Origin of the sequence: Kluyvera sp. CHPC 1.2972 (assembly GCF_036759925.1) — a bacterium.
Lineage (GTDB): Bacteria > Pseudomonadota > Gammaproteobacteria > Enterobacterales > Enterobacteriaceae > Kluyvera.
In genome coordinates this window covers 61771-86154 of record NZ_JAPKIB010000017.1, presented here as the reverse complement: position 1 = coordinate 86154, position 24384 = coordinate 61771, and the positions used below count along the sequence as shown (strand labels likewise).

Genomic DNA, 24384 nt, shown 5'->3' with positions numbered 1-24384 from the left:
AAGTGCTATGGACTTTCTTGGTGTAGTCATAAATTATATTCTGAATTTAGGCGCGCCGGTTTTTGTGCCTTTTATTATGTTATTAGCCGGGCTGGTGGTGCGGATGAAATTCCGCGATGCGGCCTCGGCGGCCATCACGCTGGGCGTTGCCTTCGTCGGGATGAGCATGCTGATTGGCTTTATGGTTGATGCCATCGGCGTTGCCGCGCAGACCATGATGAACCGTACCGGCCTTGAGTTAAGTATCGTCGACGGCGGCTGGACGACGATGGCGAATATCTCCTGGGCCTGGCCTTATGCGTTCGCCATGTTCCCGCTTCAGGTTGGCGTAAACATTGTGATGTTGATGCTGAACAAGACCAATACCTTCAACGCCGACCTTTGGAACGTGTGGGGGAAAATCTTTACCGCGTTTATCGTGGTGAGCGTCACCACCCCATTGTTTGGCCCGGTCTGGAGTCTGGTACTGGCGTTCCTTGTTGCCGCTTTCCAGATCATTATGGAACTGAACGCGGGGGATATTCACCAGCATCGTATTGAGAAGCTCACGGGGATCCCAGGGGTAACCTGTACGCACCGTATGGTCTTCTTTGGTGCCATCTATTACCCGTTCGATCTGCTGCTGCGCAAAATTCCGGTCTGCAATAAGCCGATGGATGCCAGCGCGCTGCGCGCCAAGGTCGGGGTCTTTGCCGAAAACCACATCATCGGTTTTATTCTGGGGATCCTGTTTGGGGTGATTGCGGGCTACAGCGTCGCGAAAACGCTGATGCTGGGGGTGCAGGCCTCAACGGCGCTGGTGCTGTTCCCGATGATTTCCAAGCTCTTTATGCAGGCGCTGTCGCCGATCTCGGAGGCCATCAGCGACTATATGAACAAGAAATTCTCCGGGCGTAAGCTGTTCGTGGGTATCGACTGGCCATTTATGGGCGGCGCGAGCGAGATCTGGTTTGCCATTATCGTTGCCATCCCGTTCACCCTGCTGTGGGCGCTGATTCTGCCGGGAAATAAGATCCTGCCATTTGCCGGCATCATCAATATTGCGCTGATTGTTCCGGCCTACCTGGTGACGCGTGGCAACACGCTGCGCATGGTTATCCTGAGCATTATTGGCGTGCCGTTCTTCCTGTTCGTGGGGACGCAGTTTGCGCCAATGATTACCGACCTCGGTCTGGCGACTAAAGCGATCACCATCCCGGCAGGGCAGCTGATTTCGAACAGTTCGATTGATGCCCCGGTCTTCACCTATGCCTTCTCCTTCCTGTTCAAATTCCTGGAAGGCAACTTTATCCCGCTGATCTTCGCGTTGTGGTGGGGATGTGGCTACTTCTTCTACTCCCGCGAACTGCGTCGTGAAAGCAATCTGGCGCAGCAGGAAGCCGAGCAGCAGGAGAACGTTCAGCAGGCGTAATTCTGGGTTTCATGTTCATGTCTGGCGGCAGGCGTCGCCGCCAGGCTTTTCATTGCAGGAGAGTCAGCATGGCTATGGATAAACGCGTGGTTGCAGTGCTGGATGCCATTGTGAACGATCCCGGCATCACGGGGACGAAGCTTGAAGAGCAGTTTTGCCTGACGCGCAAACAGCTGAGCTATACGCTGAAAAAGGTGAATGACTACCTGGAGTCGAACCACTTTGACCGGATTAACCGCCTGAAAACCGGGAAGCTGTATATCCCGCGCCATGTGATTGAGCATTTTCGTCAGAATCAGACCTCTGAAACCGAGCACCGCTATCTCTACTCGGAAGACGAACGGGGACAGATGATTATCTTTATGCTGCTGACCCGCAGCGAACGGCTGTCATTGCTGCATCTCTCCTCTTCGCTGGGCGTGAGTCAGAATACGATTATCAACGACCTGAAAAAGGTGCGTACAGAGGTTATCGAGCACGGGCTGGAGATAAGCTACGACCGGGGCAACGGCTACCATATTCTGGGTGAGGAGCTGGAAAAACGTTATCTGCTGCTGAACTGTTTACGTCGAGTGCTGGAAATTCCGGTCGCCAAAAATATCCTCGCCCACTACAACAACGTGATGAGCGACTATCTGGAAAAGGTCGGCAACGTTTTTAGCGAAATTGAAAAACGTTTTAAAATTCAGTTCACCGACCGCCAGCTTCAGGAGCTTATCTATTTTATCTGCTTTGTCCTGCACCGTATTGATTCCGGAAAAGGTCTGGTCAATATTCCGAGCAGCTACGCCGATATTATTGGCAGCAGAGAATTTACTCTGATGCAGAGCGTTATCAGTAAAATCAATATCAATAGCGAAAATGAACTGGTTTTCCTGACGGCACTGATCCAAAGTTCCAATATTCAAAGTATTGCCGATAAATATTTCCACCTGGATACGCTGCTGCTTGAAAGCGTGGTGGCGGTAGTCGACAACTTTGAAAAAATAAGCTGCGTCACCATCAAAGAGAAAAATGAGCTAATTGAAAAAATCTATCAGCACTGGAAACCAGCCTATTACCGTATTCGCTATCATCTGACCAATACCAGCAGCGTTTACGATCTGGTGGTGAAAGAGTTCAGCCATCTGCACGAGATGGTTCGCCGTGCTGCGGTGCCGTTCGAGACGGTACTGCACTGCGAAATTCCCGATGAAGAGATGGCGTTTTTGACGGTGCTTTTTGGCGGTTGGCTGACCCGCGAAGGGGTAATCCATCAGATTAAGCTACAGAAAACGGCGGTGGTGGTGTGCGAAAACAGCGCCACGATCTCTACCTATCTGTTCCTGACGCTGCAGGTGCTTTTCCCGGAGCTACACTTTACCGAAGTGATGTCACGGCGAGAGTTTGAGCGCTATACCGGGCACTACGACGTGGTCTTCTCGACCACGCATCTGAACACCAGCAAGATGGTGTTTGTGGTGAATCCGTCCATCAGCAGCATTCACAAAAGTGCGTTCCGCAATCATGTGATCGGAGCGTTGCAGGGCGTAGATCCGAATATCATCCAGATAGAGCAACTGCTGCTTATCTTCGAGCGCTTCGGCAATATCATCGACCACAAAGGGCTACAGCGTGCGCTCGCCAGCTACATCTATGATGAGAACAGCGCCGCGAGCGCAGCGGGCAACATTGAGCCACCGACGCCATCGCTGACGGACTTGCTGCAGCGCGAACACGTTCAGTTTGCCACTTCGCTACCCGCTGACTGGCAGCAGGCGATTACCGAGGCCTCGGCATCGCTACTGGAAAACGGGGTGATTGAACCGCGTTACCTGCAAATTATGCTGAATAAAATCGCCGATGAGCAGCCCTATATCATGCTGGCCGACGGCGTGATTATCGCCCATGCGGGAGTCGATGATGGCGCGCTGGAAACGGGGATGACGCTATTACGCCTGCCTTCTAAGATTGATTTCGCCGGTTATATGCAGGCCGATATTATTATCGTCCTCGCGACGAATAATCCGCAAAAACATCTTAAGGCGCTCGCGCAATTAAATGAGTTTCTCGAATTCTATGATGGTGGCAATGTTATTCGCCGCGCGCAGGATGAATATGCACTGATAAATGAATTTGCCCGTCATTCGTAATCATTAATTAAACGCCGTTGCAGCGTAAAAACTGCAACGTTATTTCCCGGCAATCATTGTCGCGACATCGCTCGCCCCTATAACCGTATACAGGATAAATATTATGTTAGACATTCAGAAAAAACACGTCGTTGAAATGGCCAGAACCGCTCAGCAATGGGGACTCTGTAAACATAAAGCGGGTAATTCCAGCGTACGGGATAAAGAGACCGGGCTTATTCTGGTGACCCCAACCACTATCGACAAAATGCATTTAACGCCGCGCGATATCGTGGTGATGGACGTTGAAGCCAATGTGATTGAAAGCGAAGCGGGATTGCGCCCAACCAGCGAATGCCTGATGCATATCGAGATTTATAAAGCGCGCCCGGACGTGTTCGCCATCTCCCACACGCACTCCCTCTACGCGACCTCTTTTGCCGTGCTGAATAAGCCTATTCCGGCGGTGGTGTACGAGTGCGCCATTCTCAACCTGAAAGACGGGGTGATCCCGGTTGCGCCATACGGCCGTCCAGGCACGCCAGCGCTTTCCGAGAGCGTGATCGAACCTATCAAGCGTGCCGATGCCATCCTGATGGAAAAACATGGCGCAATCGGTGTGGATAAAGACCCGTATGAAGCAGTGCTGAAATCCGCGTACCTGGAGGAGATGGCGCAGATTTACTACCACGCGCTGGTGATTAACGGCGGCAAGGAACCTGAATCCTTCGCTCCGGAAGAGCTGCAGCGCTGGGCTTACCCATCACAGATCAAATTTGCCCGTTAATTGACGCGCCCGCCCGTTCGGGCGGGATATTCATGGAGAGAACGCATGAAAAAATTTCTGAATCAGGCGGAGGACTTTATCCCGGAGATGCTGGAAGGCATCTACCTGGCGCACCCCGATAAATTCCGCTTTGTGAATGAGGATCTGCACTGCCTTGCCACTGCGCGTCCGGTGCCCGGCAAAGTAGGGATTGTCACCGGCGGCGGCTCCGGGCATCTGCCGCTGTTCCTCGGCTACGTGGGGCAGGGCATGCTGGACGGCTGCGCCATTGGCGATGTGTTCCAGTCACCGTCGCCGGAGCAAATTCTGGCCGTCACGCAGGCGGTAGACAGCGGCGCGGGCGTGCTTTACCTGTACGGCAACTACAACGGCGATATCTTCAATTTTGACATGGCGGCGGAAATGGCCGACATGGAGAGCGACATCCGGACCTGCACGGTCGTTGCCGCCGATGATGCCGCCGGAGCCGTGCCGGGCGGTGGTGCCACCACGCGACGCGGCGTGGCGGGGATTTTCTTCGTCTACAAATGTGCTGGCGCATCGGCCGCCAGAATGGATGACCTCGACACCGTCCAGCGTATCGCGCAGAAGGCCGGGGATCGCGTGCGGACGCTGGGGGTAGCGCTGTCACCGTGCATCGTGCCTCGTATCGGTAAGCCGGGCTTCCATATTGGCGACAACGAGATGGAAATCGGCATGGGTATCCATGGCGAAAGCGGCATCCGCCGCGGGCCGCAGCTGAGTGCTGAAAATATTGCTGAAGAGATGATGTCCTGGCTGATTGCCGACTCTCCCTGCCAGCAGGGCGATGAAGTGGCGGTGCTGATTAACGGCCTCGGTGCGACGCCGCTGGAAGAGCTGTACCTGATGTATCGCCACGTGCACCAGATTCTGGCGCAGAGCAACATCCGTGTCTTCCGCGTATGGGTGGGGGAATTCGCCACGGCGATGGAGATGACCGGCATGTCCATCAGCCTGATGCCGGTAGACGATGAGCTTAAGGCACTGTTGAACGCGCAGGCCGACACGCCGATGTTCCGGCAGTTTCCTGCCTAAGGAGGCGCTATGACGTTAAACCGCGAGAGCTTACGCCCGCTCTTTGCCGAGTGGGCGCGGGTGATGCAGGGCAACAAGACGGTGCTAACCGAAATGGACAGCGTGGTGGGCGATGGCGATCTGGGCCTCACCATGAGCGACGGTTTTGCCGCGGCGTCGGACTATGCACAGCACAGTAACGAACCCGATCTGGGACGGTTTTTCTATCTGGCGGGTAAAGCGATGGCCTCGGCGGTGCCCTCCACGATGGGGACGCTGATGGCTTCCGGCCTGATGCAGGCGGGAAAAGTTTTTAAGGGGCGAGAGACGATGACGCTGCAGGATGCGGGCGACTTTTTCCAGGCCTGGTTTGATGGCGTGCAGCAGCGCGGCAAAGCGCAGCCGGGCGAAAAAACGTTTCTTGATGGGATGGCACCGGCGCTGGTGGCGCTGCGTGGTCAGGGCGAGCCGCTGAACGTGGCGCGGGAAGCGTTGTTAGCGGCACAGCAGGGCGTGCAGCAGACCACCACCATGGTGGCGAAGCACGGGCGTGCGGCTATCCACGGCGAACGGTCCCGTGCGTTCGTCGACCCGGGCGCGATGGTCGCCCAGCTTCTGATTCAGGGCTATTTTAACGTCGTTCAGGCGATGTACCCGGCTAACGGACAGTAAGTAAGGAACCGCAATTATGTTGAAAGAAGTGGTGAAAATCAGCAACCTGCACGGTATTCATGCCCGCCCGGCGGGCGTACTGGCAAAGGCGTGCGCGCAGTATCAGTCGCGGATCGAGATGATCTACGATGGCAAAACCATCAAGGGGAAAAGCATCATGAGTATTCTGGGGGCCGGGATCAAAGGCCGAGGATCGCTTGAGATCATCTGCAGCGGCAGCGACGAGCAGGAGGCGATGGCGAAGCTGAAGGTGCTGTTCGCGGAAGGATTTGGTTTCGATTAGGCACGTATCGCTTAGGCGGAATAAAAAAGGGTTCATGCTTACGCATGAACCCTTTTTACGACAACTGCAACAAATTACAGCGTGATCACGTCGAATTCGACTTCGGTGTTCACGTCAGCGTCGTAGTCCACACCGTCGAGGCCGAAACCGAACAGGTTCAGGAATTCCTGCTTGTAGCCTGCATAGTCGGTTTCTTGCGCCAGGTTTTCAGTGGTGATCAGCGGCCACAGGTCGCGACATGCCTGCTGAATGTCTTCACGCAGTTCCCAGTCGTCCATACGGATACGCTGGTTGTCATCAAGCGCTACTTTGTCGCCGTACAGGCTGGTGGTCATCAGACGGTTGATCTGCTCGATACAACCTTCGTGAATCCCCTGCGCTTTCATCAGCTTGAAGACCATGGAGATGTACAGTGGCATCACTGGAATGGCGGAAGACGCTTGGGTGATAACGGACTTCAGTACCGCAACGTTGGCAGTACCGTTCAGCGGAGCCAGTTGGTTACGCAGTTCACCCGCCGCACGGTCGAGGTCTTCTTTCGCTTTGCCCAGCGCGCCGTGCCAGTAGATTGGCCAGGTCAGGTCGGTACCGATGTAGGAGTAGGCCACGGTTTTCACGCCTTCAGCCAGCACGCCAGCTTCGCTCAGCGCACCCATCCACAGTTCCCAGTCTTCGCCGCCCATGACGGTAACGGTGTTCTGAACTTCTTCTTCGGTTGCCGGCTCAATGCTGGCGGTCATGATCTGATCTTTGTTGGTATCAATCGCTTTAGAGGTGTAAACCTCACCGATTGGCTTCAGCGCAGAACGGACGACTTCACCGGTTTTTGGCATTTTACGCACTGGAGAAGCCAGTGAGTAAACCACCAGATCAATCTGACCCAGGTCTTCTTTGATGAGTTTGATCACTTCATCACGGCATTCGTCAGAGAATGCGTCGCCGTTGATACTTTTGGAATACAGACCTTCACGCTTGGCCGCTTCGTCGAAGGCGGCAGAGTTATACCAGCCCGCGGAACCTGGTTTGGACTCCGTGCCTGGTTTTTCGAAAAATACGCCGATAGTGGCGGCACCGCTGCCAAAGGCGGCGGAAATTCTGGATGCAAGGCCGTAACCGGTGGAAGCACCGATCACCAGCACGCGGGAAGGGCCGTTCTCGATTTTCCCGTTTTGCTTAACGTACTCGATCTGTTTTTCCACATTGACTTTACAGCCAGTCGGATGGGTCGTTGTACAGATGAATCCACGAATTTTTGGTTTGATTATCATAATGATGGCTAATTAAGTTTGTATTTTCGCTGTCAAGTGCGCAATGACACCGTCTGTTCTGGCTTGCTTAACGACATGGTTAACAAGCCCCCCACTACAATGGATCGCAACATTATACAGAAAAGGAGCGCCAATACTGAATCTACCACTGATTTTCGCCGTCAGACGCCGGGCCGCAGGACAGAAAAGGGCCATGCATAAACATGGCCCCAGTGAAGGTTGAGCGCTATTGCAGGTTAGTTCTGATGGGCAAATTCCGCCATAAACTGCAGGATCAGCGCCATCGACACTGCGCCAGGGTCGCAGTGACCGATGGCCCGCTCACCCAGATTTTTCGCGCGCCCAAAGCGGGCAACCATGGCGCTGGTTCCCTCTGCGCCTGCCATGGCTGCCTGCGCGCAATGAGCGAGCGCTTCCGGCAGCGGTAGTGCGACATCTGCTTTGGCCTGCTCGGCGGCTGCGGCCAGCGCATCAACCATCGTTTTATCCCCTGGTTCGGCGCCGCCGCGCTGGTGGATAGCCTGCATGCCAATCTCAAGCCATTCGGCCAGCGTTGCGGCGTCCAGCGCTGCGCGCCCTGCCAGCCCTTTCCCTCCAGCGCGGAAAAGGGTGCCGAAAATCGCGCCGGACGCGCCGCCCATACTGGTCATCAGGCGGGTACCGCTTTGCAGCAGGGCATCGCCAATATCGGCGGCGGTAAATTCCGGTGCGCTGAGCAGCGCGTTGAGCGCGGTAAAGCCGCGTTTAATGCCAATACCGTGGTCGCCATCGCCAATCACCTGATCGAGCGCGGTCAGCCGCGGTTCACTGGCGATCATCCCCTCAGAGACGTACCGCAGGCAGGCGATAAATTGTGTGGTGTTCATCTTAGTTTCTCCAGCCGAGGGTGCGGATTGGGTGGTCGTACAGGCGCTGCATCTCGTCGTCCAGCCGCAGCATACTCAGGGAAAAACCGGACATTTCCAGCGAAGTACAGAAATGGCCAACCTGCACGTCGTAGGTTTTGATGCCGCGCGCCGTCAGCGCCATGCCGACTTTGCGGGTGACCACCATCAGCTCGGTATTGCTCAGCGCACCGAGGTTGTTGACGCTCACGCACACGCTGTCGCCCTTCGCGAAAGGCAGGTCGTTGCACAGGCGTTCAATCATCATCTCGACCAGCTCATCGCTCTGCGGCATCGGAATACGGCACAGCCCCGGTTCGCCGTGGATGCCAATACCCAGCTCGATTTCGTTATCGGCCAGCGTGAAGTTAAAGGCGTCGGCCTGCGGCAGCGCGCAACCGCTGAGCGCGACGCCAATGGTGCGGGTGTTATGGTTGGCTTTGTTCGCCAGCGCTTCCAGCTCAGGCAGGGCGTAGTGCTCAAACTGGGCTGCGGCACCGGTCAGCTTGTACAAAAACGCCAGCCCGCCCACGCCGCGGCGGTCGGACATTCTTTCCGGCGGCGCCGAGGCAATATCATCCGTGGCGCGCACGGTGCGGCATTCAATCCCTTCTTCCGCAAGGATTTCAGCCGCGATATCAAAGTTCATGCCGTCGCCGGAGTAGTTGCCGTAGAGGAACAGCACGCCGTTGCCCTGATGAACGGCCCGGCTGGCTTCAATGATTTGGTCGGGAGAGGGGGAGGTGAAGACTTCGCCCAGCGCGCAGGCATCGATGCCGCCTTCGCCGACGAACCCGGCAAACGTCGGCTCATGGCCGCTGCCGCCGCCGCTGACGATAACGGTCTGGCCGTTTTGCGCCAGCGTGCGATAAACCGCGCAATACTCCGGCAGGGCGTGGATCTTACCGCGCCCGGCGTACACCAGCCCTTCCATGATTTCACTACGAATATTATCGGTGTTGTTGAAGATCTTTTTGGGTTTTTGCATCGTCACTCCCTCTCGTAAGGTCCTGTTTCTTTAGTGACGATTTTACCTGCGGCGCCCGTTTACACCTGGCACCTTTGATACCAATTAATCTCCCGAACCTGGGGCATGACTGGGGGCGCCATGCGTTAACGCTATTCGGCGATTTTGCGCTCCAGCACAATCTTCCAGAAGGCATCCACCAACGGCTCATGCAGTCGCTTTTTCTGCACGCAGACGCCCAGCTCGAACGGGGTCTTCTCATCGCTGCGTTCTAAAATCATCACGCGATTGCGCACCGGTTCCGGGCTGTTTTCCAGTACGATTTCGGGGATCAGCGCCACGCCGCAGCCCAGCGCAACCATGGACACCATCGCTTCATGTCCGCCGACGGTCGCGTAAATCGATGGGTTACTGATTTTATGACGGCGGAACCACAGCTCGATGCGGCGGCGCACAGGCCCCTGGTCGGCCATGATAAACGGCACCGTTGACCAGTCTGGCTCATCCACCGAGACCTGGTTACGCACCGGGCAGGGCAGCGCTGGGGCAATCAATACCACCGCCAGATTCTCCAGCATTGAGAAGGCGACGGCGCCGGGCAGCGTTTCAGGCTTACCGGCGATAGCCAGATCGGCCTCGTTGGTGGCGACCTTCTCCATCGCATCGGCGGCATCACCGGTAGTGAGCTTGATTTCAACCGAGGGATGTTCGGCGCGGAAGCGGTCAAGAATCGGTGGCAGATGGCTATAGGCGGCGGTGACCGAGCAGAAGATATGCAGCTCGCCGGATAACGATGGCCCCTGCTGGTCCAGGGTATGGCGTAGCTGTTGATACTGCAACAACGTCTGCTGAGCAAAGACGCGCAGCTCCTCGCCCGCTTCGGTCAGCGTCACCGTGCGGTTATCGCGAACAAACAGCGGCTGGCCGAGGTCCTCTTCGAGGCGCTGAATCTGCCGGGAAAGCGTGGACGGGCTGACGTGCATCGCCCGCGCGCTGCGGCCAAAATGGCGGCTTTCCGCCAGATGCAGGAAGGTTTTCAGATCGCGTAAATCCACAGACGAGTCTCCGGTTTTCTACGTTGCATAAATTGCAATGTAACGTTGTGAATATATCAATTTCCGCAATAAATTTCCTGTTGTAATGTGGGTTCATTCTCGCTGAAACGCGAACCGAACAATATACTCGTCGTCTTTCAAGTTGCAGGCGCGTTGGCTGCGTCAGCTCACCCCAGTCACTTACTTGAGTAAGCTCCTGGGGAATCGCTGACTTGCCGCCTTCCTGCAACTCGAAATCCATAGAGTAACGACACACAACATCACGGAGTACACCATCATGGCTAACTACTTTAATACACTGAATCTGCGTCAGCAGCTGGCTCAGCTGGGCAAATGTCGCTTCATGGGCCGCGAAGAATTCGCCGACGGCGCAAGCTACCTTCAGGGTAAAAAAGTGGTCATCGTCGGCTGTGGCGCTCAGGGTCTGAACCAGGGCCTGAACATGCGTGATTCCGGTCTGGATATCTCCTACGCCCTGCGTAAAGAAGCGATTGCTGAGAAGCGTGCTTCCTGGCGCAAAGCGACCGAAAACGGCTTTAAAGTGGGTACCTACGAAGAGCTGATCCCGCAGGCTGACCTGGTGGTTAACCTGACGCCAGACAAACAGCACTCCGACGTTGTGCGTTCCGTACAGCCGCTGATGAAAGACGGCGCGGCGCTGGGTTACTCCCACGGCTTCAACATCGTCGAAGTGGGCGAGCAGATCCGTAAAGACATCACCGTCGTGATGGTGGCACCGAAGTGCCCAGGTACTGAAGTACGTGAAGAGTACAAACGTGGTTTCGGTGTACCAACGCTGATTGCGGTTCACCCGGAAAACGATCCGAAAGGCGAAGGCATGGCCATCGCTAAAGCCTGGGCTGCGGCGACCGGCGGTCACCGTGCTGGCGTACTGGAATCCTCCTTCGTAGCAGAAGTGAAATCTGACCTGATGGGCGAGCAGACTATTCTGTGCGGTATGCTGCAGGCTGGTTCTCTGCTGTGCTTCGACAAGCTGGTGGCTGAAGGCACCGACGCAGCTTACGCAGAAAAACTGATTCAGTTCGGCTGGGAAACCATCACTGAAGCACTGAAGCAGGGCGGCATTACCCTGATGATGGACCGTCTGTCTAACCCAGCGAAACTGCGCGCTTATGCGCTGTCAGAACAGCTGAAAGAGATCATGGCGCCGCTGTTCCAGAAACACATGGACGACATCATCTCCGGCGAGTTCTCTTCCGGTATGATGGCTGACTGGGCTAACGACGATAAGAAACTGCTGACCTGGCGTGAAGAGACCGGTAAAACCGCGTTCGAAACCGCACCGCAGTTTGAAGGCAAAATCGGTGAGCAGGAGTACTTCGATAAAGGCGTTCTGATGATTGCGATGGTGAAAGCGGGCGTTGAGCTGGCGTTTGAAACCATGGTGGATTCCGGCATCATCGAAGAGTCGGCTTACTACGAATCACTGCACGAGCTGCCGCTGATTGCGAACACCATCGCCCGTAAGCGTCTGTACGAAATGAACGTGGTTATCTCCGATACCGCAGAATACGGTAACTACCTGTTCTCTTACGCTTGCGTACCGCTGCTGAAAGAGTTCATGACCACCCTGCAGACCGGTGACCTGGGCAAAGCGATTGCTGAAGGCTCGGTAGACAACGCTCAGCTGCGCGACGTGAACGAAGCGGTTCGCGGCCACGCTATCGAGCAGGTTGGTAAGAAACTGCGTGGCTACATGACCGACATGAAGCGTATCGCCGTCGCTGGCTAATAAAACCTCGTTATCATCCGGCCCGGTTAGCGCCTCGCTACCGGGCCGTTTTTTTATCTGCGTTTGACGGGATCGCTGGATCCACTCTCTTATCATATAAATTCATCTACTTATCATACTGATAGCTTTTATTTGTACAGATTCTCGCTTCTGGGATTGCTCATACTTATCTTATGTAATATTGTAAGTTACATGAAAACAAACAACTCATTCTCAGCCACGCTACACATCCTGCTTCACCTGGAGCAGATGGATAAACCTCTGACGTCCGAACAGATGGCCGCCTTTATCGACGGTAATCCGGCATTCATCCGCAAGCTGCTTGCCGGGCTCAGGGAAAACAATATTGTCTGTGCCACGAAGGGGCACCACGGCGGCTGGCGGCTATGTCGACCGGTCGGTGATATCACGCTTTACGATATCTACATGGCGCTCGGCGAGCCGGCGCTGTTTGCGCTGGGTAACCGCAGTGAAAACCCGCAGTGTCTGGTGGAGCAGGGAGTAAACCGGGTGATGTCAGAGACGCTCGCCGATGCGCAGACGCTGATCCTCGATCGCTTTAAACGTCTGACGCTACAGGACATCGGCAGCGAATTTATCAGCTACTTCAACGACAAAGGCCACGACCATGATTGACACCTTAACCACCTGCCTGATGATTGCGATGGCGGCGAGCAGTATTTCGATGACGGTGACGCAGACGGAGCTGTTTGCCGCGTTTCGTGAATGGACGGCGAAAAAGAATGCGCTGATGGGGCACTTGTTCCACTGCTTCTACTGCTTAAGCCACTGGGTGGTATTTGGCGGGATGGCGGTCTATCGCCCGGCGCTGTTGAACAGCGGCTTTGCGTTAATTGATTGGGTGATGACGGCGTTTATCGTGATTACCATTACGACGCTGATTAACGGCCTGATGTTTAAGGTGTTCCAGGCGGCGATTAGCACCCATGTGATGAAACATAACGCCCAGCAGACGCTGCAATCGCAGAAATAAAAAAAACCGGCGTCGCTTCGCTCGGCCGGGCTACGAACGACCGGTAGCCCGGCCGAGCGAAGCGACGCCGGGGATGCACCTTAGTTACGGTACAGCACCTTAATGATGTGGTAACCGAACTGGGTGTGCAGCGGGCCGGTTGGCTCCAGCACCGGACAGGAGAAGACCACTTTATCGAATGCCGGAACCATCTGGCCCTGACGGAATTCACCTAAGTCACCGCCGCGTTTGCCCGATGGGCAGATGGAGTGCTTCTTCGCCAGCTTGCCGAAGTCGGCGCCGTTTTTAATCTGTTCCAGAAGATCCAGTGCCAGTTTCTCTTCTTTCACCAGGATATGCACTGCTGCTGCTGTTTTTGCCATGATCGTGCCTTTCTATAAGCGAGTCTGTAAGGCTGGCGATTTTAGCATGGCTTATCGCCGATACAGCACCTTGATGATGTGATAGCCAAATTTGGTTTTTACCGGCCCGAAAGGTTTGAGCAGCGGGCAGCTAAAAACGGCGGCGTCGAACGGCCCCACCATCGCACCCTGCTTAAATTCCCCCAGATCGCCGCCGTTGCGCCCGGAAGGGCAGCGGGAATAGCGTTTTGCCAGATGATCGAAGCTGATCCCTCGCTCCAGTTTGCTGAGGATCTCCAGCGCCAGTTTTTCTTCTTTTACCAGGATGTGCAGGGCTGCCGCGCTCTTTGCCATAAGGTCACTCTTATCGTTGGGTTGCTGCCCAACACTTTACCATTCGGCGGGTAAATCTCAGCCTGAGTTTCTGCTACAATCCACACCCCCGTGTTTACAGATTGAGCAATGCCCCTATGCGTTTAAACCCCGGACAACAACAAGCCGTCGAATTTGTCACTGGCCCTTGCCTGGTGCTGGCGGGTGCTGGCTCCGGCAAAACCCGCGTGATCACTAATAAAATTGCGCACCTGATCCGCGTTTGCGGCTATCAGGCTCGTCATATCGCCGCCGTCACCTTTACCAACAAGGCCGCGCGCGAGATGAAAGAGCGCGTGGCGCAGACGCTGGGGCGCAAAGAGGCGCGCGGGCTGATGATCTCAACCTTCCATACCCTGGGGCTGGATATCATCAAGCGCGAATACGCGGCGCTGGGCATGAAGTCGAACTTCTCGCTGTTTGACGATACCGATCAAACCGCGCTGCTCAAGGATCTGACCGAAGGGCTGATCGAAGACGATAAAGTGGTGTTCCAGCAGCTGATCTCGACGATCTCCAACTGGAAAAACGATCTGATGACGCCACCGCAGGCGGCGGCCAGCGCGAAGGGCGAGCGCGATCGTATTTTCGCCCACTGCTACAGCCTGTACGATGCCCACATGAAGGCCTGCAACGTGCTGGACTTCGATGACCTGATCCTGCTGCCGACGCTGCTGTTGCAGCGTAATGAAGAGGTGCGTGAGCGCTGGCAGAACAAGATTCGCTACCTGCTGGTGGATGAATATCAGGATACCAACACCAGCCAGTACGAACTGGTGAAGCTGCTGGTGGGGCAGCGCGCGCGGTTTACCGTGGTCGGTGACGATGACCAGTCGATTTACTCCTGGCGCGGCGCGCGTCCGCAGAACCTGGTGCTGCTGAGTAAAGACTTCCCGGCGCTGCAGGTCATTAAGCTGGAGCAGAACTACCGTTCTTCCGGGCGTATTCTGAAGGCTGCGAACATCCTGATTGCCAATAACCCGCACGTGTTTGAAAAGCGCCTGTTCTCTGAACTGGGCTACGGCCCGGAGCTGAAAGTGCTGAGCGCCAACCACGAAGAGCATGAAGCAGAGCGCGTCACCGGCGAGCTTATCGCCCATCACTTCGTCAACAAGACGCAGTACAAGGATTACGCCATTCTCTATCGCGGCAACCACCAGTCACGGGTGTTTGAAAAATTCCTGATGCAAAACCGCATCCCGTACAAAATTTCCGGCGGTACGTCGTTCTTCTCCCGCCCGGAGATTAAAGACCTGCTGGCCTATCTGCGCGTGCTGAGTAACCCGGACGACGACAGCGCGTTCCTGCGCATCGTCAACACGCCGAAGCGTGAGATTGGTTCGGCGACGCTGCAAAAGCTTGGTGAATGGGCGATGACCCGCAACAAAAGTCTGTTCACTGCCAGCTTCGATATGGGGCTGAGTCAGACGCTGACCGGGCGCGGCTATGAATCCCTCACTCGCTTTACCCAGTGGCTGGGAGAAATCCAGCGCCTGGCGGAGCGTGAGCCAATTGCCGCCGTACGCGATTTGATTCACGGTATCGACTACGAGTCCTGGCTATTTGAAACCTCACCGAGCCCGAAAGCCGCCGAAATGCGCATGAAAAACGTCAACACGCTGTTTAGCTGGATGACGGAGATGCTGGAAGGCAGCGAACTGGAAGAGCCGATGACCCTGACTCAGGTGGTCACCCGCTTTACCCTGCGCGATATGATGGAACGCGGCGAAAGTGAAGAAGAGCTGGATCAGGTTCAGCTCATGACGCTGCACGCCTCGAAAGGGCTGGAGTTCCCGTACGTCTTCCTCGTGGGGATGGAAGAGGGGCTGCTGCCGCACCAGAGCAGCATTGATGAGGACAACGTCGATGAAGAGCGTCGCCTGGCCTACGTGGGCATCACCCGCGCGCAGAAAGAGCTGATTTTCACCCTCTGCAAAGAGCGCCGTCAGTACGGTGAGCTGGTGCGCCCGGAGCCGAGCCGTTTCCTGCTGGAGCTGCCGCAGGATGATGTGGTGTGGGAGCAGGAGCGGAAGGTAATTACGCCTGAAGAGCGGATGCACAAGGGACAGGCAAACGTCGCCAATATTCGTGAAATGCTGGCAAAGGCGAAAAAAAGCTAACCCGTAGCCCGGCCGAGCAAAGCGACGCCGGGAAAGCACCGAGCAAAACCCCGGCGTCGCTTTGCTCGGCCGGGCTACAAGTCTTACCCAATATCAAACACCCGGCTGGCGTTGCCCCAGGCAATCTTATTTTTCAGCTCCGCATCCATCTCCAGCGGATCGAACCAGTCGCAGGCCTGATGAATATCTTCATACGGGTAGTCGACGGAGAACATCACCCGATCTTCCCCCATAATCTCCAGCGCATTTTGCAGTGAATAGGTATTAAAGTGCCCGCTGGTGGTAACGATGAAGTTATTCTGCAGATAATGCATCAGCGGTTTCTCCGCCTTGCCTAAACCGACACCAAAGCGCTGGCGGTACAGGCGATGCTGGGTACGTGGCAGCATATGTACCAGCCCTTCCCCCAGGTGCCCCAGCACAATGTTCAGATTTGGGTAACGGTCAAACAGGCCGCTCATCATCAGGCGGATGGCGTGGACGGCGGTCTCCTGCGCAAAGCCCCAGGCGGAGCCGATCAGGCTTTCATAGCCGGTATAAATGCCGCGGGCCGGGCCTTCCAGCGGTTCGCGCGGGTGCAGGTATACCGGCACGTTTAAGGCACTCACTTTATCCCAGAACACCAGCATGGACTCATCATCCAGATACAACCCGTGCTCGCTATCCTTGACGTTGGTATAGCCGTTAATCAGCGCTCCTTTCATGCCCAGCGTTTTCACGGCGCGCTCCAGTTCATCGGCGGCGGCCTCTGGGTTTTGCAGCGCCAGAGTAGCGAAAGCGCTGAACTTATCCGGGTGCGGCTTCACGCAGTGCTCAACGAGATAGTCGTTAGTGTTGCGAGCAAAGGCCACGGCGCTGGCTTTATCCAGAATCGACTGCGCGCCCGGGGAGGTGAGGGACAAAATCACATGGTCGATATTGCGTTGCGCCATCTCATCAAGGTGGATGCTGCGATCCATTAAGCGGCGTTCAACGTCTTTCATGTATTCGCTGCCGTTACGCGCCGCTTCGCCGGTGGCATCCCAAAGGCGGTTATTTTCCGGGGTAGAGACATGTTCTTCGAGGGCGATTTTTCCACGCATGATGTATTCCTTATTCGGCTAGAGGGCTAACGTTTGTCTGCCCGCAGAATAGGTTTTTGCACGCCGTGGCGGCAATGCGTGAAACGCAATAGAGGTTATTATGAAATCGAATAGGGCGTCAGGCGAGATGCTGCTCGGCAATGGTGGCAATCAGCCCGCGCAGCCAGACGTGACCCGGGTCGCGGTGGTGGCGTTGGTGCCAGAGCTGCCTGATGGCGATGCCGGGCAGGGAGAACGGCAGCGGCCAGATGCGGCACGGATAGTGTTTCACCAGATGCCGCGCGGGCTGTTCCGGCACCACGGCGATAAGATCGCTAGCTGCCACCAGTTCACCCGCGCCTAAAAAGCTGGGCAGCGTAAGCGCCACGTGGCGCGACTGCCCGATTTCTTCAAGCAGGTTATCGATATCGCCGTGCCCGGTGCCGTCGATGCGAATGGCCAGATGCCGTTCCTGCTGCCAGTCGGCCAGCGTAAAATTCTCGCGGATTCGGGGATGGCTGGCGGCGCACAGGCAGACGTAGGACTGATTAAACAGACGCTGCTGATAGATGCTGTCGGGCAGCTGGCGCAGATAGCCAATCGCTAAATCGCATTTGCCGGATTCGAGATCTCCCGGCGTGCTCTCATCAATATTCAGCACTGAGAAGGTAATGCCCTCCGCTCCGTGCTCGCGGAGCAGGGTTTGCAGATGCGGCAGCAGGGTCATCTGGCTGATGTCGGTCATGCTGAGGGTAAAGTTTCGCGTGCTGGTCTGCGGCGAAAATTCCGGGGTTTTCATCAGCGCGTTATCGGCGAGGTCGAGGATGGTAAAGACCGTCTGGGCGATAAAGTCAGCGCGTGGTGTGGGCTCCATACGCTGGCCGACGCGAATAAATAGCGGATCGTCAAAGTGGTCGCGTAGCCGTTTGAGCAGAATGCTGCCGGTGGGCTGGCTGATGTTAAGCGAATCGGCGGCAGGGGAAACGTTGCCTAAGCGGTAGAGGGCAGAGAAAAAACGCAGTGACTTGATATCCAGTTCATCGCGCATCGTCTGCCCCTTGATGGTTGGCTTACTGCGCGGTGCTGCCAGCAACCTGCAGCGGCCAGTGAATATAGCTTTGCCACTGACACTCTTGATCAATCATCTCACGCCCTAGCGGATGCAGTTCAAGCCAGCTCTTCGGCAGCGTGAGGGTCAGATTTTCCCCGTCGGCGGTCATCGTAATCGCTGGCAGAAGGTCATCGCGACGACGGCTGGCAAACAGAATCGCCAGGCGCAGCAGACGGCAGAGGTGCTCCGCCACGCGCGGCGGTACGGCGTTCTGCTGGTGGAGCGTGGGCAGATTCACGGTGTTGGTCTGATTCAGCAGCAGGGTAGCGAGCAGCTTTTTCTGCGCAGGGGTAAAGCCCGGCAGGTCAAGATTGCGTACCAGATAGGCCGCGTGCTGTGGAGCCTGCTTAAAATCGACGCTAAGGCCAATTTCATGCAATGCGCAGGCACTTAACAGCAGTTCACTGCTTAACGGTTCCAGATCCCAGCTATCTTTCACCTGTTCGACAAAATTCGCTGCCAGTTGGGATACACGATTTGCCTGCTCGATATCGACCATAAAGCGACGCTGAATATTACGCAGCGTGCGGCTGCGAATATCTTCATCGACAGCCAGATGCAGCATGCCGTAGACCAGCCCTTCGCGCAGCGCGCCGCCGGCCAGAGTCATGCACTGAATATCCAGCTCGGTGAAAATGGCGATCAGAATGGCGAGTCCGCTTGGGAATACCAGTGCGCGCTCCAGCGTCAGCCCTTCAATTTCCAACTCTTCCAGACGGCCGCACTGAATGGCGCGCTGTTTAAGCTGCTGGAGCTTGGCGAGGGTGATGCGTTCATCCATTCCCTGCGCCATCATGATTTCCTGCAGCGCCTGTACCGTACCGGACGCGCCGACGCAGACTTTCCAGCCGTGGTGACGCAGTTCATCGGCAACCGGCTTAAGCACTTCACGGGCGGCACGTTCCGCTGCATCGAAATGTTCCTGCGCCAGATTGCGGTCGGTAAAGTAGCGTTCAAGCCAGGTGACGCAGCCCATCGAGAGGCTAAACAGCGAGGTGGTTTGCGCACCGGTGCCGGTGACCAGTTCGGTACTGGCGCCACCGATATCGACCACTAAACGACGATCGTCGCCGCCGGTGGTGTGCGCGACGCCCTGATAAATCAGGCGCGCTTCTTCTTCGCCGCGGATAACCTGTACCGGGCAGCCAAGGATTTCCTGGGCTTTGGCGATGAAGACGTCGGCATTAACGGCAAGACGCAGCGTTGCGGTAGCCACGATACGAATTTGCGTTGGGGGAATATCCTGAAGACGTTCAGCGAACAGGCGCAGGCATTGCCAGCCTCGCTCCATTGCTTCTGTCGAAAGGGTGTTGTCGCGGTTAAGTCCGGCGGCCAGACGCACTTTGCGCTTAATGCGCGTCAGCGTCTGGATGCTGCCCGCCACCTCGCGAACTATCAGCATATGAAAACTATTGGAACCGAGATCGATAGCTGCATAGAGCGAGGTGGTAGTGAGCATAACGTAGTTAACCTGAACGACGACGATTACGCGGTGCGCCCGAACGACGCGGACCGTTACCCTGGCGAACGCGCGTCAAACGCAGCGGCTTCGGCAGCTCGGTTAAGAGCGCATCCGGGTTGTACTTGCTCACCGGAATAGAGTGACCGGTGTAGGTCTCAATGGCCGGCAGGTTGAGCGCATACTCTTCACAGGCGAGGCTGATTGAGTGACCGCTTGCGCCTGCACGACCGGTACGACCGATACGGTGTACGTAGTCTTCACAGTCGTCCGGCAGGTCGTAGTTAAAGACGTGCGTAACGGCAGGAATATGCAGGCCGCGTGCCGCAACGTCAGTCGCGACCAGGATATCGATATCACCGCGGGTGAAATCTTCCAGAATCCGCAGACGTTTTTTCTGCGCCACGTCACCAGTCAGCAGGCCGACGCGATGACCATCGGCAGCCAGGTGGCCCCAGATGTCTTCACAGCGGTGCTTGGTGTTGGCGAAGATAATCGCGCGATCTGGCCACTCTTCTTCCAGCAGCGTTTGCAGTAAACGCATCTTCTCTTCGTTGGAAGGGTAGAACAGCTCTTCTTTAATACGGTGACCCGTTTTCTGCTCTGGCTCAACTTCCACGTATTCGGCGTTGTTCATTTGCTCGAACGCCAGTTCGCGTACGCGGTAAGACAAGGTCGCGGAGAACAGCATGTTCAGACGCTGGTTGGCCGCAGGCATGCGGCGGAACAGCCAACGGATATCTTTAATAAAGCCCAGATCGTACATACGATCGGCTTCGTCCAGCACCACGACCTGGATCGCGCCCAGATTGATATGGTTCTGTTTTGCATAGTCAATGAGACGGCCGGTGGTGCCGATCAGAATATCGACGCCGCTTTCCAGCACTTTCAGCTGTTTATCATAGCCGTCACCGCCGTAGGCCAGGCCCAGTTTCAGGCCGGTCGCCTGAGCCAGTGGCTCTGCGTCAGCGTGAATCTGTACTGCCAGCTCACGGGTTGGCGCCATAATCAGGGCGCGCGGTTGATTCACCTGGCGGTCAGCAACTGCCGGATGAGAAAGAAGATAATGAAACGTCGACGTCAGAAACGCCATCGTTTTCCCGGTACCGGTTTGCGCCTGTCCAGCCACATCACGTCCAGCAAGCGTCAGCGGCAAAGCCAGCGCCTGAATGGGCGTGCAATTATAAAACCCTTTGGTTTCAAGGGCTTCAACCACTTTAGGGTGCAGGGCGAAGTCGGAAAACTTCTGTTCTGTTAAATGTGTTTTGCTCATAGTGTGGTAGAATATCAGCTTACTATTGCATTAAGAAAGCGTATCCGGTGAAATAACGTCAACCTTTGTTGGCGAAGTCAACATCAACACCTCGTTGGTTAATGCTACACCAACACACCAGGCTTATTCCTGTGGAGTTAAATATGAGCGATAAAATTATTCACCTGACTGACGACAGTTTTGACACGGACGTACTTAAAGCTGACGGGCTGACACTCGTCGATTTCTGGGCAGAGTGGTGCGGTCCGTGCAAAATGATCGCCCCGATTCTGGATGAAATCGCCGAGGAGTATCAGGGCAAACTGACCGTGGCTAAACTGAACATCGATCAGAACCCAGGTACTGCACCGAAGTATGGTATCCGCGGTATCCCTACGCTGCTGCTGTTCAAAAACGGCGAAGTGGCGGCGACCAAAGTTGGCGCACTGTCTAAAGGCCAACTGAAAGAGTTCCTCGACGCTAACCTGGCGTAAGAGATTCAACGTGGGCGTTCAGGGTTCCTGTGTTCTTAATTTGAGCGGAACTCTGGACGCTTGCCATCAGTCGTGCTAAGTTAACTTTGACTTCGTTTTAAACATACCTTGTTTGAATCTGTTTGACCCAAACCTCCCGTTGTCGTTAACAGCGTCAGAGGTTGAAAAATTCCAGGCTTGTCACTCTTTTCCGTCTTGTCGTTTCAGTTCTGCGTACTCTCCTGTGACCAGGCAGCGAACAGACATGAGTTGATGACCTTAAACAGGCACGGATTACGCTGCCATACCATTCACAAATTAAGTTCGAGATTTACCCCGAGTTTAAGAACCCACACCATTATGAATCTTACCGAATTAAAGAACACGCCGGTTTCTGAGCTGATCACTCTCGGCGAAAATATGGGTCTGGAAAACCAGGCACGTATGCGCAAGCAGGACATCATTTTCGCCATCCTGAAGCAGCACGCGAAGAGTGGCGAGGATATCTTTGGCGACGGTGTGCTGGAGATACTGCAGGACGGATTTGGTTTCCTCCGTTCTGGAGACAGCTCCTACCTCGCCGGCCCTGATGATATCTACGTTTCCCCTAGCCAAATCCGTCGTTTCAACCTCCGCACTGGTGATACCATTTCAGGTAAGATTCGTCCTCCAAAAGAGGGTGAGCGTTACTTTGCGTTGTTGAAAGTTAACGAAGTTAACTACGATAAGCCGGAAAACTCGCGCAACAAGATCCTGTTCGAGAACTTAACCCCGCTGCACGCAAACTCACGTCTGCGTATGGAACGTGGTAACGGTTCTACCGAAGACTTAACCGCTCGTGTACTGGATCTGGCCTCGCCAATCGGTCGCGGTCAGCGTGGTCTGATTGTGGCACCGCCGAAAGCCGGTAAAACCATGCTGCTGCAGAACATCGCGCAGAGCATCGCTTACAACCACCCAGACTGCGTACTGATGGTTCTGCTGATTGACGAACGCCCGGAAGAAGTGACCGAGATGCAGCGTCTGGTGAAAGGTGAAGTTATTGCTTCTACCTTTGATGAACCAGCATCCCGTCACGTTCAGGTTGCGGAAATGGTTATTGAGAAAGCGAAACGTCTGGTTGAACACAAGAAAGACGTTATCATTCTGCTCGACTCCATCACTCGTCTGGCCCGTGCCTACAACACCGTGGTCCCTGCGTCAGGTAAAGTCCTGACCGGTGGTGTAGACGCCAACGCCCTGCACCGTCCGAAGCGTTTCTTCGGTGCTGCGCGTAACGTGGAAGAAGGCGGTAGCCTGACTATCATCGCAACGGCTCTGGTCGATACCGGCTCTAAAATGGATGAAGTTATCTACGAAGAGTTCAAAGGTACCGGCAACATGGAACTGCACCTCTCTCGTAAGATTGCTGAAAAACGCGTCTTCCCGGCTATCGACTACAACCGTTCCGGTACCCGTAAAGAAGAGCTGCTCACCACGCCTGAAGAGCTGCAGAAAATGTGGATCCTGCGCAAAATCATCCATCCAATGGGTGAAATCGACGCGATGGAATTCCTCATTAATAAGCTGGCCATGACCAAAACCAACGACGATTTCTTCGATATGATGAAACGCTCGTAAAATAAGGTTTTTGCCGACAAACGCCACACAATCGTGTGGCGTTTTTGTTTTTAGGAGTTTAGCCAATGGGGAATTGTATTTTTTTTACGGATACTTGGGGTTTATGGCTACAATGATAGTTAGTTTGTAAAATCGGTTATAAATCAGGCAAGTTTCCCCAATAATCATCAGGCTTCCTCTTCTGATGCATTGCTATCGTGGGTATACTTTCGCTATTAATATTCGCAGCGAGTATAAATTGTGAGTTTACTGACCGTCGGTACTGACCTACTCAGTATTTTCTTGTTCACCACCGTATTTCTCTTTTTTGCCCGTAGAGCGGCAAAATGGATTGGTTTGGTGGATAAACCAAACTTTCGTAAACGTCACCAGGGGCTTATCCCGCTAGTGGGGGGCATCTCTGTCTATGCTGGGATCTGCCTCACCTTCGCGATTGCTAACTACTATATTCCGCACGGTTCCCTGTACCTTGCCTGTGCCGGTGTACTGGTGCTGGTGGGGGCACTGGACGATCGTTACGACATCAGCGTTAAAATCCGTGCTACCGTTCAGGCGGCCATAGGCATCGTCATGATGGCGGCGGGTCATTTGTATCTGCAAAGCCTGGGCTATATTTTTGGCTCATGGGAACTGGTACTCGGGCCTTTTGGTTTCTTCCTGACCCTGTTTGCCGTATGGGCGATGATTAACGCCTTCAATATGGTGGATGGTATTGATGGGTTGCTCGGGGGGCTGTCGAGCGTCAGCTTTGGCGCAATTGGCCTGATCCTATGGTTTGACGGTCAGACGAGCCTCGCCATGTGGTGCTTCGCAATGATTGCCGCCATCCTCCCTTATATCATGCTGAACCTGGGCGTGCTGGGTCGTCGTTATAAAGTCTTTATGGGCGATGCCGGTAGTACGCTGATTGGTTTTACGGTCATCTGGATCCTGCTGGAAACCACTCAGGGAAAACATCATCCGATAAGTCCGGTTACGGCGCTGTGGATCGTGGCGATTCCGTTGATGGATATGGTTGCCATCATGTATCGTCGTTTACGAAAAGGGATGAGCCCGTTTTCTCCTGACCGCCAGCATATTCACCATCTCATTATGCGCGCGGGTTTCACCTCGCGTCAGGCGCTGGTGCTGATTACCGCTGCCGCCGCGTTGCTGGCGGCCATTGGCGTCGCCGCTGAATATACCCGCGTGGTACCTGAATGGGTCATGCTGATACTGTTCTTGCTCGCTTTTGGTCTCTACGGCTACTGTATCAAGCGGGCCTGGAAAGTAGCGCGTTTCATTAAGCGCATGAAGCGCAGAATGCGTCGGAACAGCGACAACAATCCAAAATTAACCAAGTAAAACTGGGGTAG

At 55.2% G+C, this 24384-nt stretch carries 23 protein-coding genes and 1 pseudogene; 14 read left to right on the top strand and 10 right to left on the bottom strand.

Annotated features, from left to right (window positions below; all coding sequences use genetic code 11):
* The first annotated feature begins 7 nt into the window (after positions 1–7).
* The 6 genes from V6944_RS20085 (at position 8) to V6944_RS20060 (ending at position 6299) form a co-directional block, all read left to right on the top strand.
* Positions 8–1411, top strand: coding sequence for a PTS galactitol transporter subunit IIC (locus V6944_RS20085; protein ID WP_333500228.1), 1404 nt, complete (start codon positions 8–10; stop codon positions 1409–1411).
* A 68-nt stretch (positions 1412–1479) separates the two neighbouring features.
* Positions 1480–3543, top strand: a complete 2064-nt coding sequence (locus V6944_RS20080; RefSeq protein ID WP_333500227.1) for a BglG family transcription antiterminator — start codon at positions 1480–1482, stop codon at positions 3541–3543.
* 103 nt (positions 3544–3646) lie between these two features.
* Complete coding sequence (locus tag V6944_RS20075) at positions 3647–4309, top strand: class II aldolase/adducin family protein (RefSeq protein ID WP_185669629.1); 663 nt, start codon at positions 3647–3649, stop codon at positions 4307–4309.
* 45 nt (positions 4310–4354) lie between these two features.
* Entirely contained in the window at positions 4355–5365 is a 1011-nt protein-coding gene (locus V6944_RS20070; RefSeq protein ID WP_333500226.1) for a dihydroxyacetone kinase subunit DhaK, read from the top strand.
* Positions 5366–5374: 9 nt separating this feature from the next.
* Positions 5375–6016: a DAK2 domain-containing protein gene (locus V6944_RS20065; RefSeq protein WP_333500225.1), complete on the top strand. Its 642-nt coding sequence runs from the start codon at positions 5375–5377 to the stop codon at positions 6014–6016.
* A gap of 16 nt (positions 6017–6032) precedes the next feature.
* On the top strand, positions 6033–6299 hold the full coding sequence (locus V6944_RS20060) for an HPr family phosphocarrier protein (protein ID WP_035896560.1): 267 nt from the start codon (positions 6033–6035) through the stop codon (positions 6297–6299).
* 74 nt (positions 6300–6373) lie between these two features.
* Here V6944_RS20060 and fabV read toward each other — a convergent pair whose 3' ends face one another.
* The 4 genes from fabV to ilvY all read right to left on the bottom strand — a co-directional run bounded on the left by fabV (position 6374) and on the right by ilvY (position 10473).
* Positions 6374–7567, bottom strand: a complete 1194-nt coding sequence (fabV, locus tag V6944_RS20055; protein ID WP_333500224.1) for an enoyl-ACP reductase FabV — start codon at positions 7565–7567, stop codon at positions 6374–6376.
* Positions 7568–7803: 236 nt separating this feature from the next.
* A complete protein-coding gene (dhaL, locus tag V6944_RS20050; RefSeq protein ID WP_333500223.1) occupies positions 7804–8433 on the bottom strand; it encodes a dihydroxyacetone kinase subunit DhaL in 630 nt (209 codons plus the stop codon).
* 1 nt (position 8434) lies between these two features.
* Positions 8435–9439, bottom strand: coding sequence for a dihydroxyacetone kinase subunit DhaK (locus V6944_RS20045; RefSeq protein WP_333500222.1), 1005 nt, complete (start codon positions 9437–9439; stop codon positions 8435–8437).
* 131 nt (positions 9440–9570) lie between these two features.
* On the bottom strand, positions 9571–10473 hold the full coding sequence (gene ilvY, locus V6944_RS20040) for an HTH-type transcriptional activator IlvY (RefSeq protein ID WP_333500221.1): 903 nt from the start codon (positions 10471–10473) through the stop codon (positions 9571–9573).
* A gap of 277 nt (positions 10474–10750) precedes the next feature.
* On the opposite strand from ilvY, the gene ilvC reads away from it, so the two are divergent.
* From ilvC to V6944_RS20025, 3 genes are all read left to right on the top strand, one after another.
* Complete coding sequence (ilvC, locus tag V6944_RS20035) at positions 10751–12226, top strand: ketol-acid reductoisomerase (RefSeq protein WP_333500220.1); 1476 nt, start codon at positions 10751–10753, stop codon at positions 12224–12226.
* A gap of 192 nt (positions 12227–12418) precedes the next feature.
* A complete protein-coding gene (locus V6944_RS20030; RefSeq protein WP_185669616.1) occupies positions 12419–12862 on the top strand; it encodes an Rrf2 family transcriptional regulator in 444 nt (147 codons plus the stop codon).
* Positions 12855–13220, top strand: a complete 366-nt coding sequence (locus V6944_RS20025) for a DUF1360 domain-containing protein (protein ID WP_333500219.1) — start codon at positions 12855–12857, stop codon at positions 13218–13220. The genes V6944_RS20030 and V6944_RS20025 overlap by 8 nt, the downstream gene beginning before the upstream one ends.
* An 80-nt stretch (positions 13221–13300) precedes the next feature.
* Here the strand turns inward: V6944_RS20025 and ppiC (V6944_RS20020) are convergent, their stop codons facing one another.
* Positions 13301–13582 (bottom strand): peptidylprolyl isomerase PpiC, encoded by a 282-nt coding sequence (gene ppiC, locus V6944_RS20020; RefSeq protein ID WP_003017999.1) that lies wholly within the window; start codon positions 13580–13582, stop codon positions 13301–13303.
* 51 nt (positions 13583–13633) lie between these two features.
* Positions 13634–13915: a peptidylprolyl isomerase PpiC gene (gene ppiC, locus V6944_RS20015; protein WP_185669614.1), complete on the bottom strand. Its 282-nt coding sequence runs from the start codon at positions 13913–13915 to the stop codon at positions 13634–13636.
* Between the two features lie 116 nt (positions 13916–14031).
* Here ppiC (V6944_RS20015) and rep point away from each other — a divergent pair, with 116 nt between their 5' ends.
* Complete coding sequence (gene rep / locus V6944_RS20010) at positions 14032–16053, top strand: DNA helicase Rep (protein ID WP_185669613.1); 2022 nt, start codon at positions 14032–14034, stop codon at positions 16051–16053.
* A gap of 83 nt (positions 16054–16136) precedes the next feature.
* On the opposite strand, the gene V6944_RS20005 is transcribed toward rep, so the two are convergent.
* From V6944_RS20005 to rhlB, 4 genes are all read right to left on the bottom strand, one after another.
* Positions 16137–17135, bottom strand: a complete 999-nt coding sequence (locus V6944_RS20005; RefSeq protein ID WP_333500218.1) for an amidohydrolase family protein — start codon at positions 17133–17135, stop codon at positions 16137–16139.
* Between the two features lie 118 nt (positions 17136–17253).
* Positions 17254–18162 (bottom strand): LysR family transcriptional regulator, encoded by a 909-nt coding sequence (locus V6944_RS20000; RefSeq protein ID WP_333500217.1) that lies wholly within the window; start codon positions 18160–18162, stop codon positions 17254–17256.
* Positions 18163–18184: 22 nt separating this feature from the next.
* Positions 18185–19684 carry a guanosine-5'-triphosphate,3'-diphosphate diphosphatase gene (gppA, locus tag V6944_RS19995; RefSeq protein WP_333500216.1) on the bottom strand — a complete coding sequence of 500 codons (1500 nt, stop codon included), beginning with the start codon at positions 19682–19684 and terminating at the stop codon, positions 18185–18187.
* A gap of 7 nt (positions 19685–19691) precedes the next feature.
* Positions 19692–20957, bottom strand: coding sequence for an ATP-dependent RNA helicase RhlB (rhlB, locus tag V6944_RS19990; RefSeq protein WP_185669611.1), 1266 nt, complete (start codon positions 20955–20957; stop codon positions 19692–19694).
* A gap of 143 nt (positions 20958–21100) precedes the next feature.
* On the opposite strand from rhlB, the gene trxA reads away from it, so the two are divergent.
* The 4 genes and pseudogenes from trxA (at position 21101) to wecA (ending at position 24373) form a co-directional block, all read left to right on the top strand.
* On the top strand, positions 21101–21430 hold the full coding sequence (gene trxA / locus V6944_RS19985) for a thioredoxin TrxA (RefSeq protein WP_002883224.1): 330 nt from the start codon (positions 21101–21103) through the stop codon (positions 21428–21430).
* A 190-nt stretch (positions 21431–21620) separates the two neighbouring features.
* Positions 21621–21683: pseudogene (locus V6944_RS19980) on the top strand (rho operon leader peptide); the annotation flags it as partial.
* Positions 21684–21769: 86 nt separating this feature from the next.
* Positions 21770–23029 carry a transcription termination factor Rho gene (gene rho, locus V6944_RS19975; protein ID WP_333500215.1) on the top strand — a complete coding sequence of 420 codons (1260 nt, stop codon included), beginning with the start codon at positions 21770–21772 and terminating at the stop codon, positions 23027–23029.
* Between the two features lie 240 nt (positions 23030–23269).
* Entirely contained in the window at positions 23270–24373 is a 1104-nt protein-coding gene (gene wecA, locus V6944_RS19970) for a UDP-N-acetylglucosamine--undecaprenyl-phosphate N-acetylglucosaminephosphotransferase (RefSeq protein ID WP_333500214.1), read from the top strand.
* Positions 24374–24384: the final 11 nt, after the last annotated feature.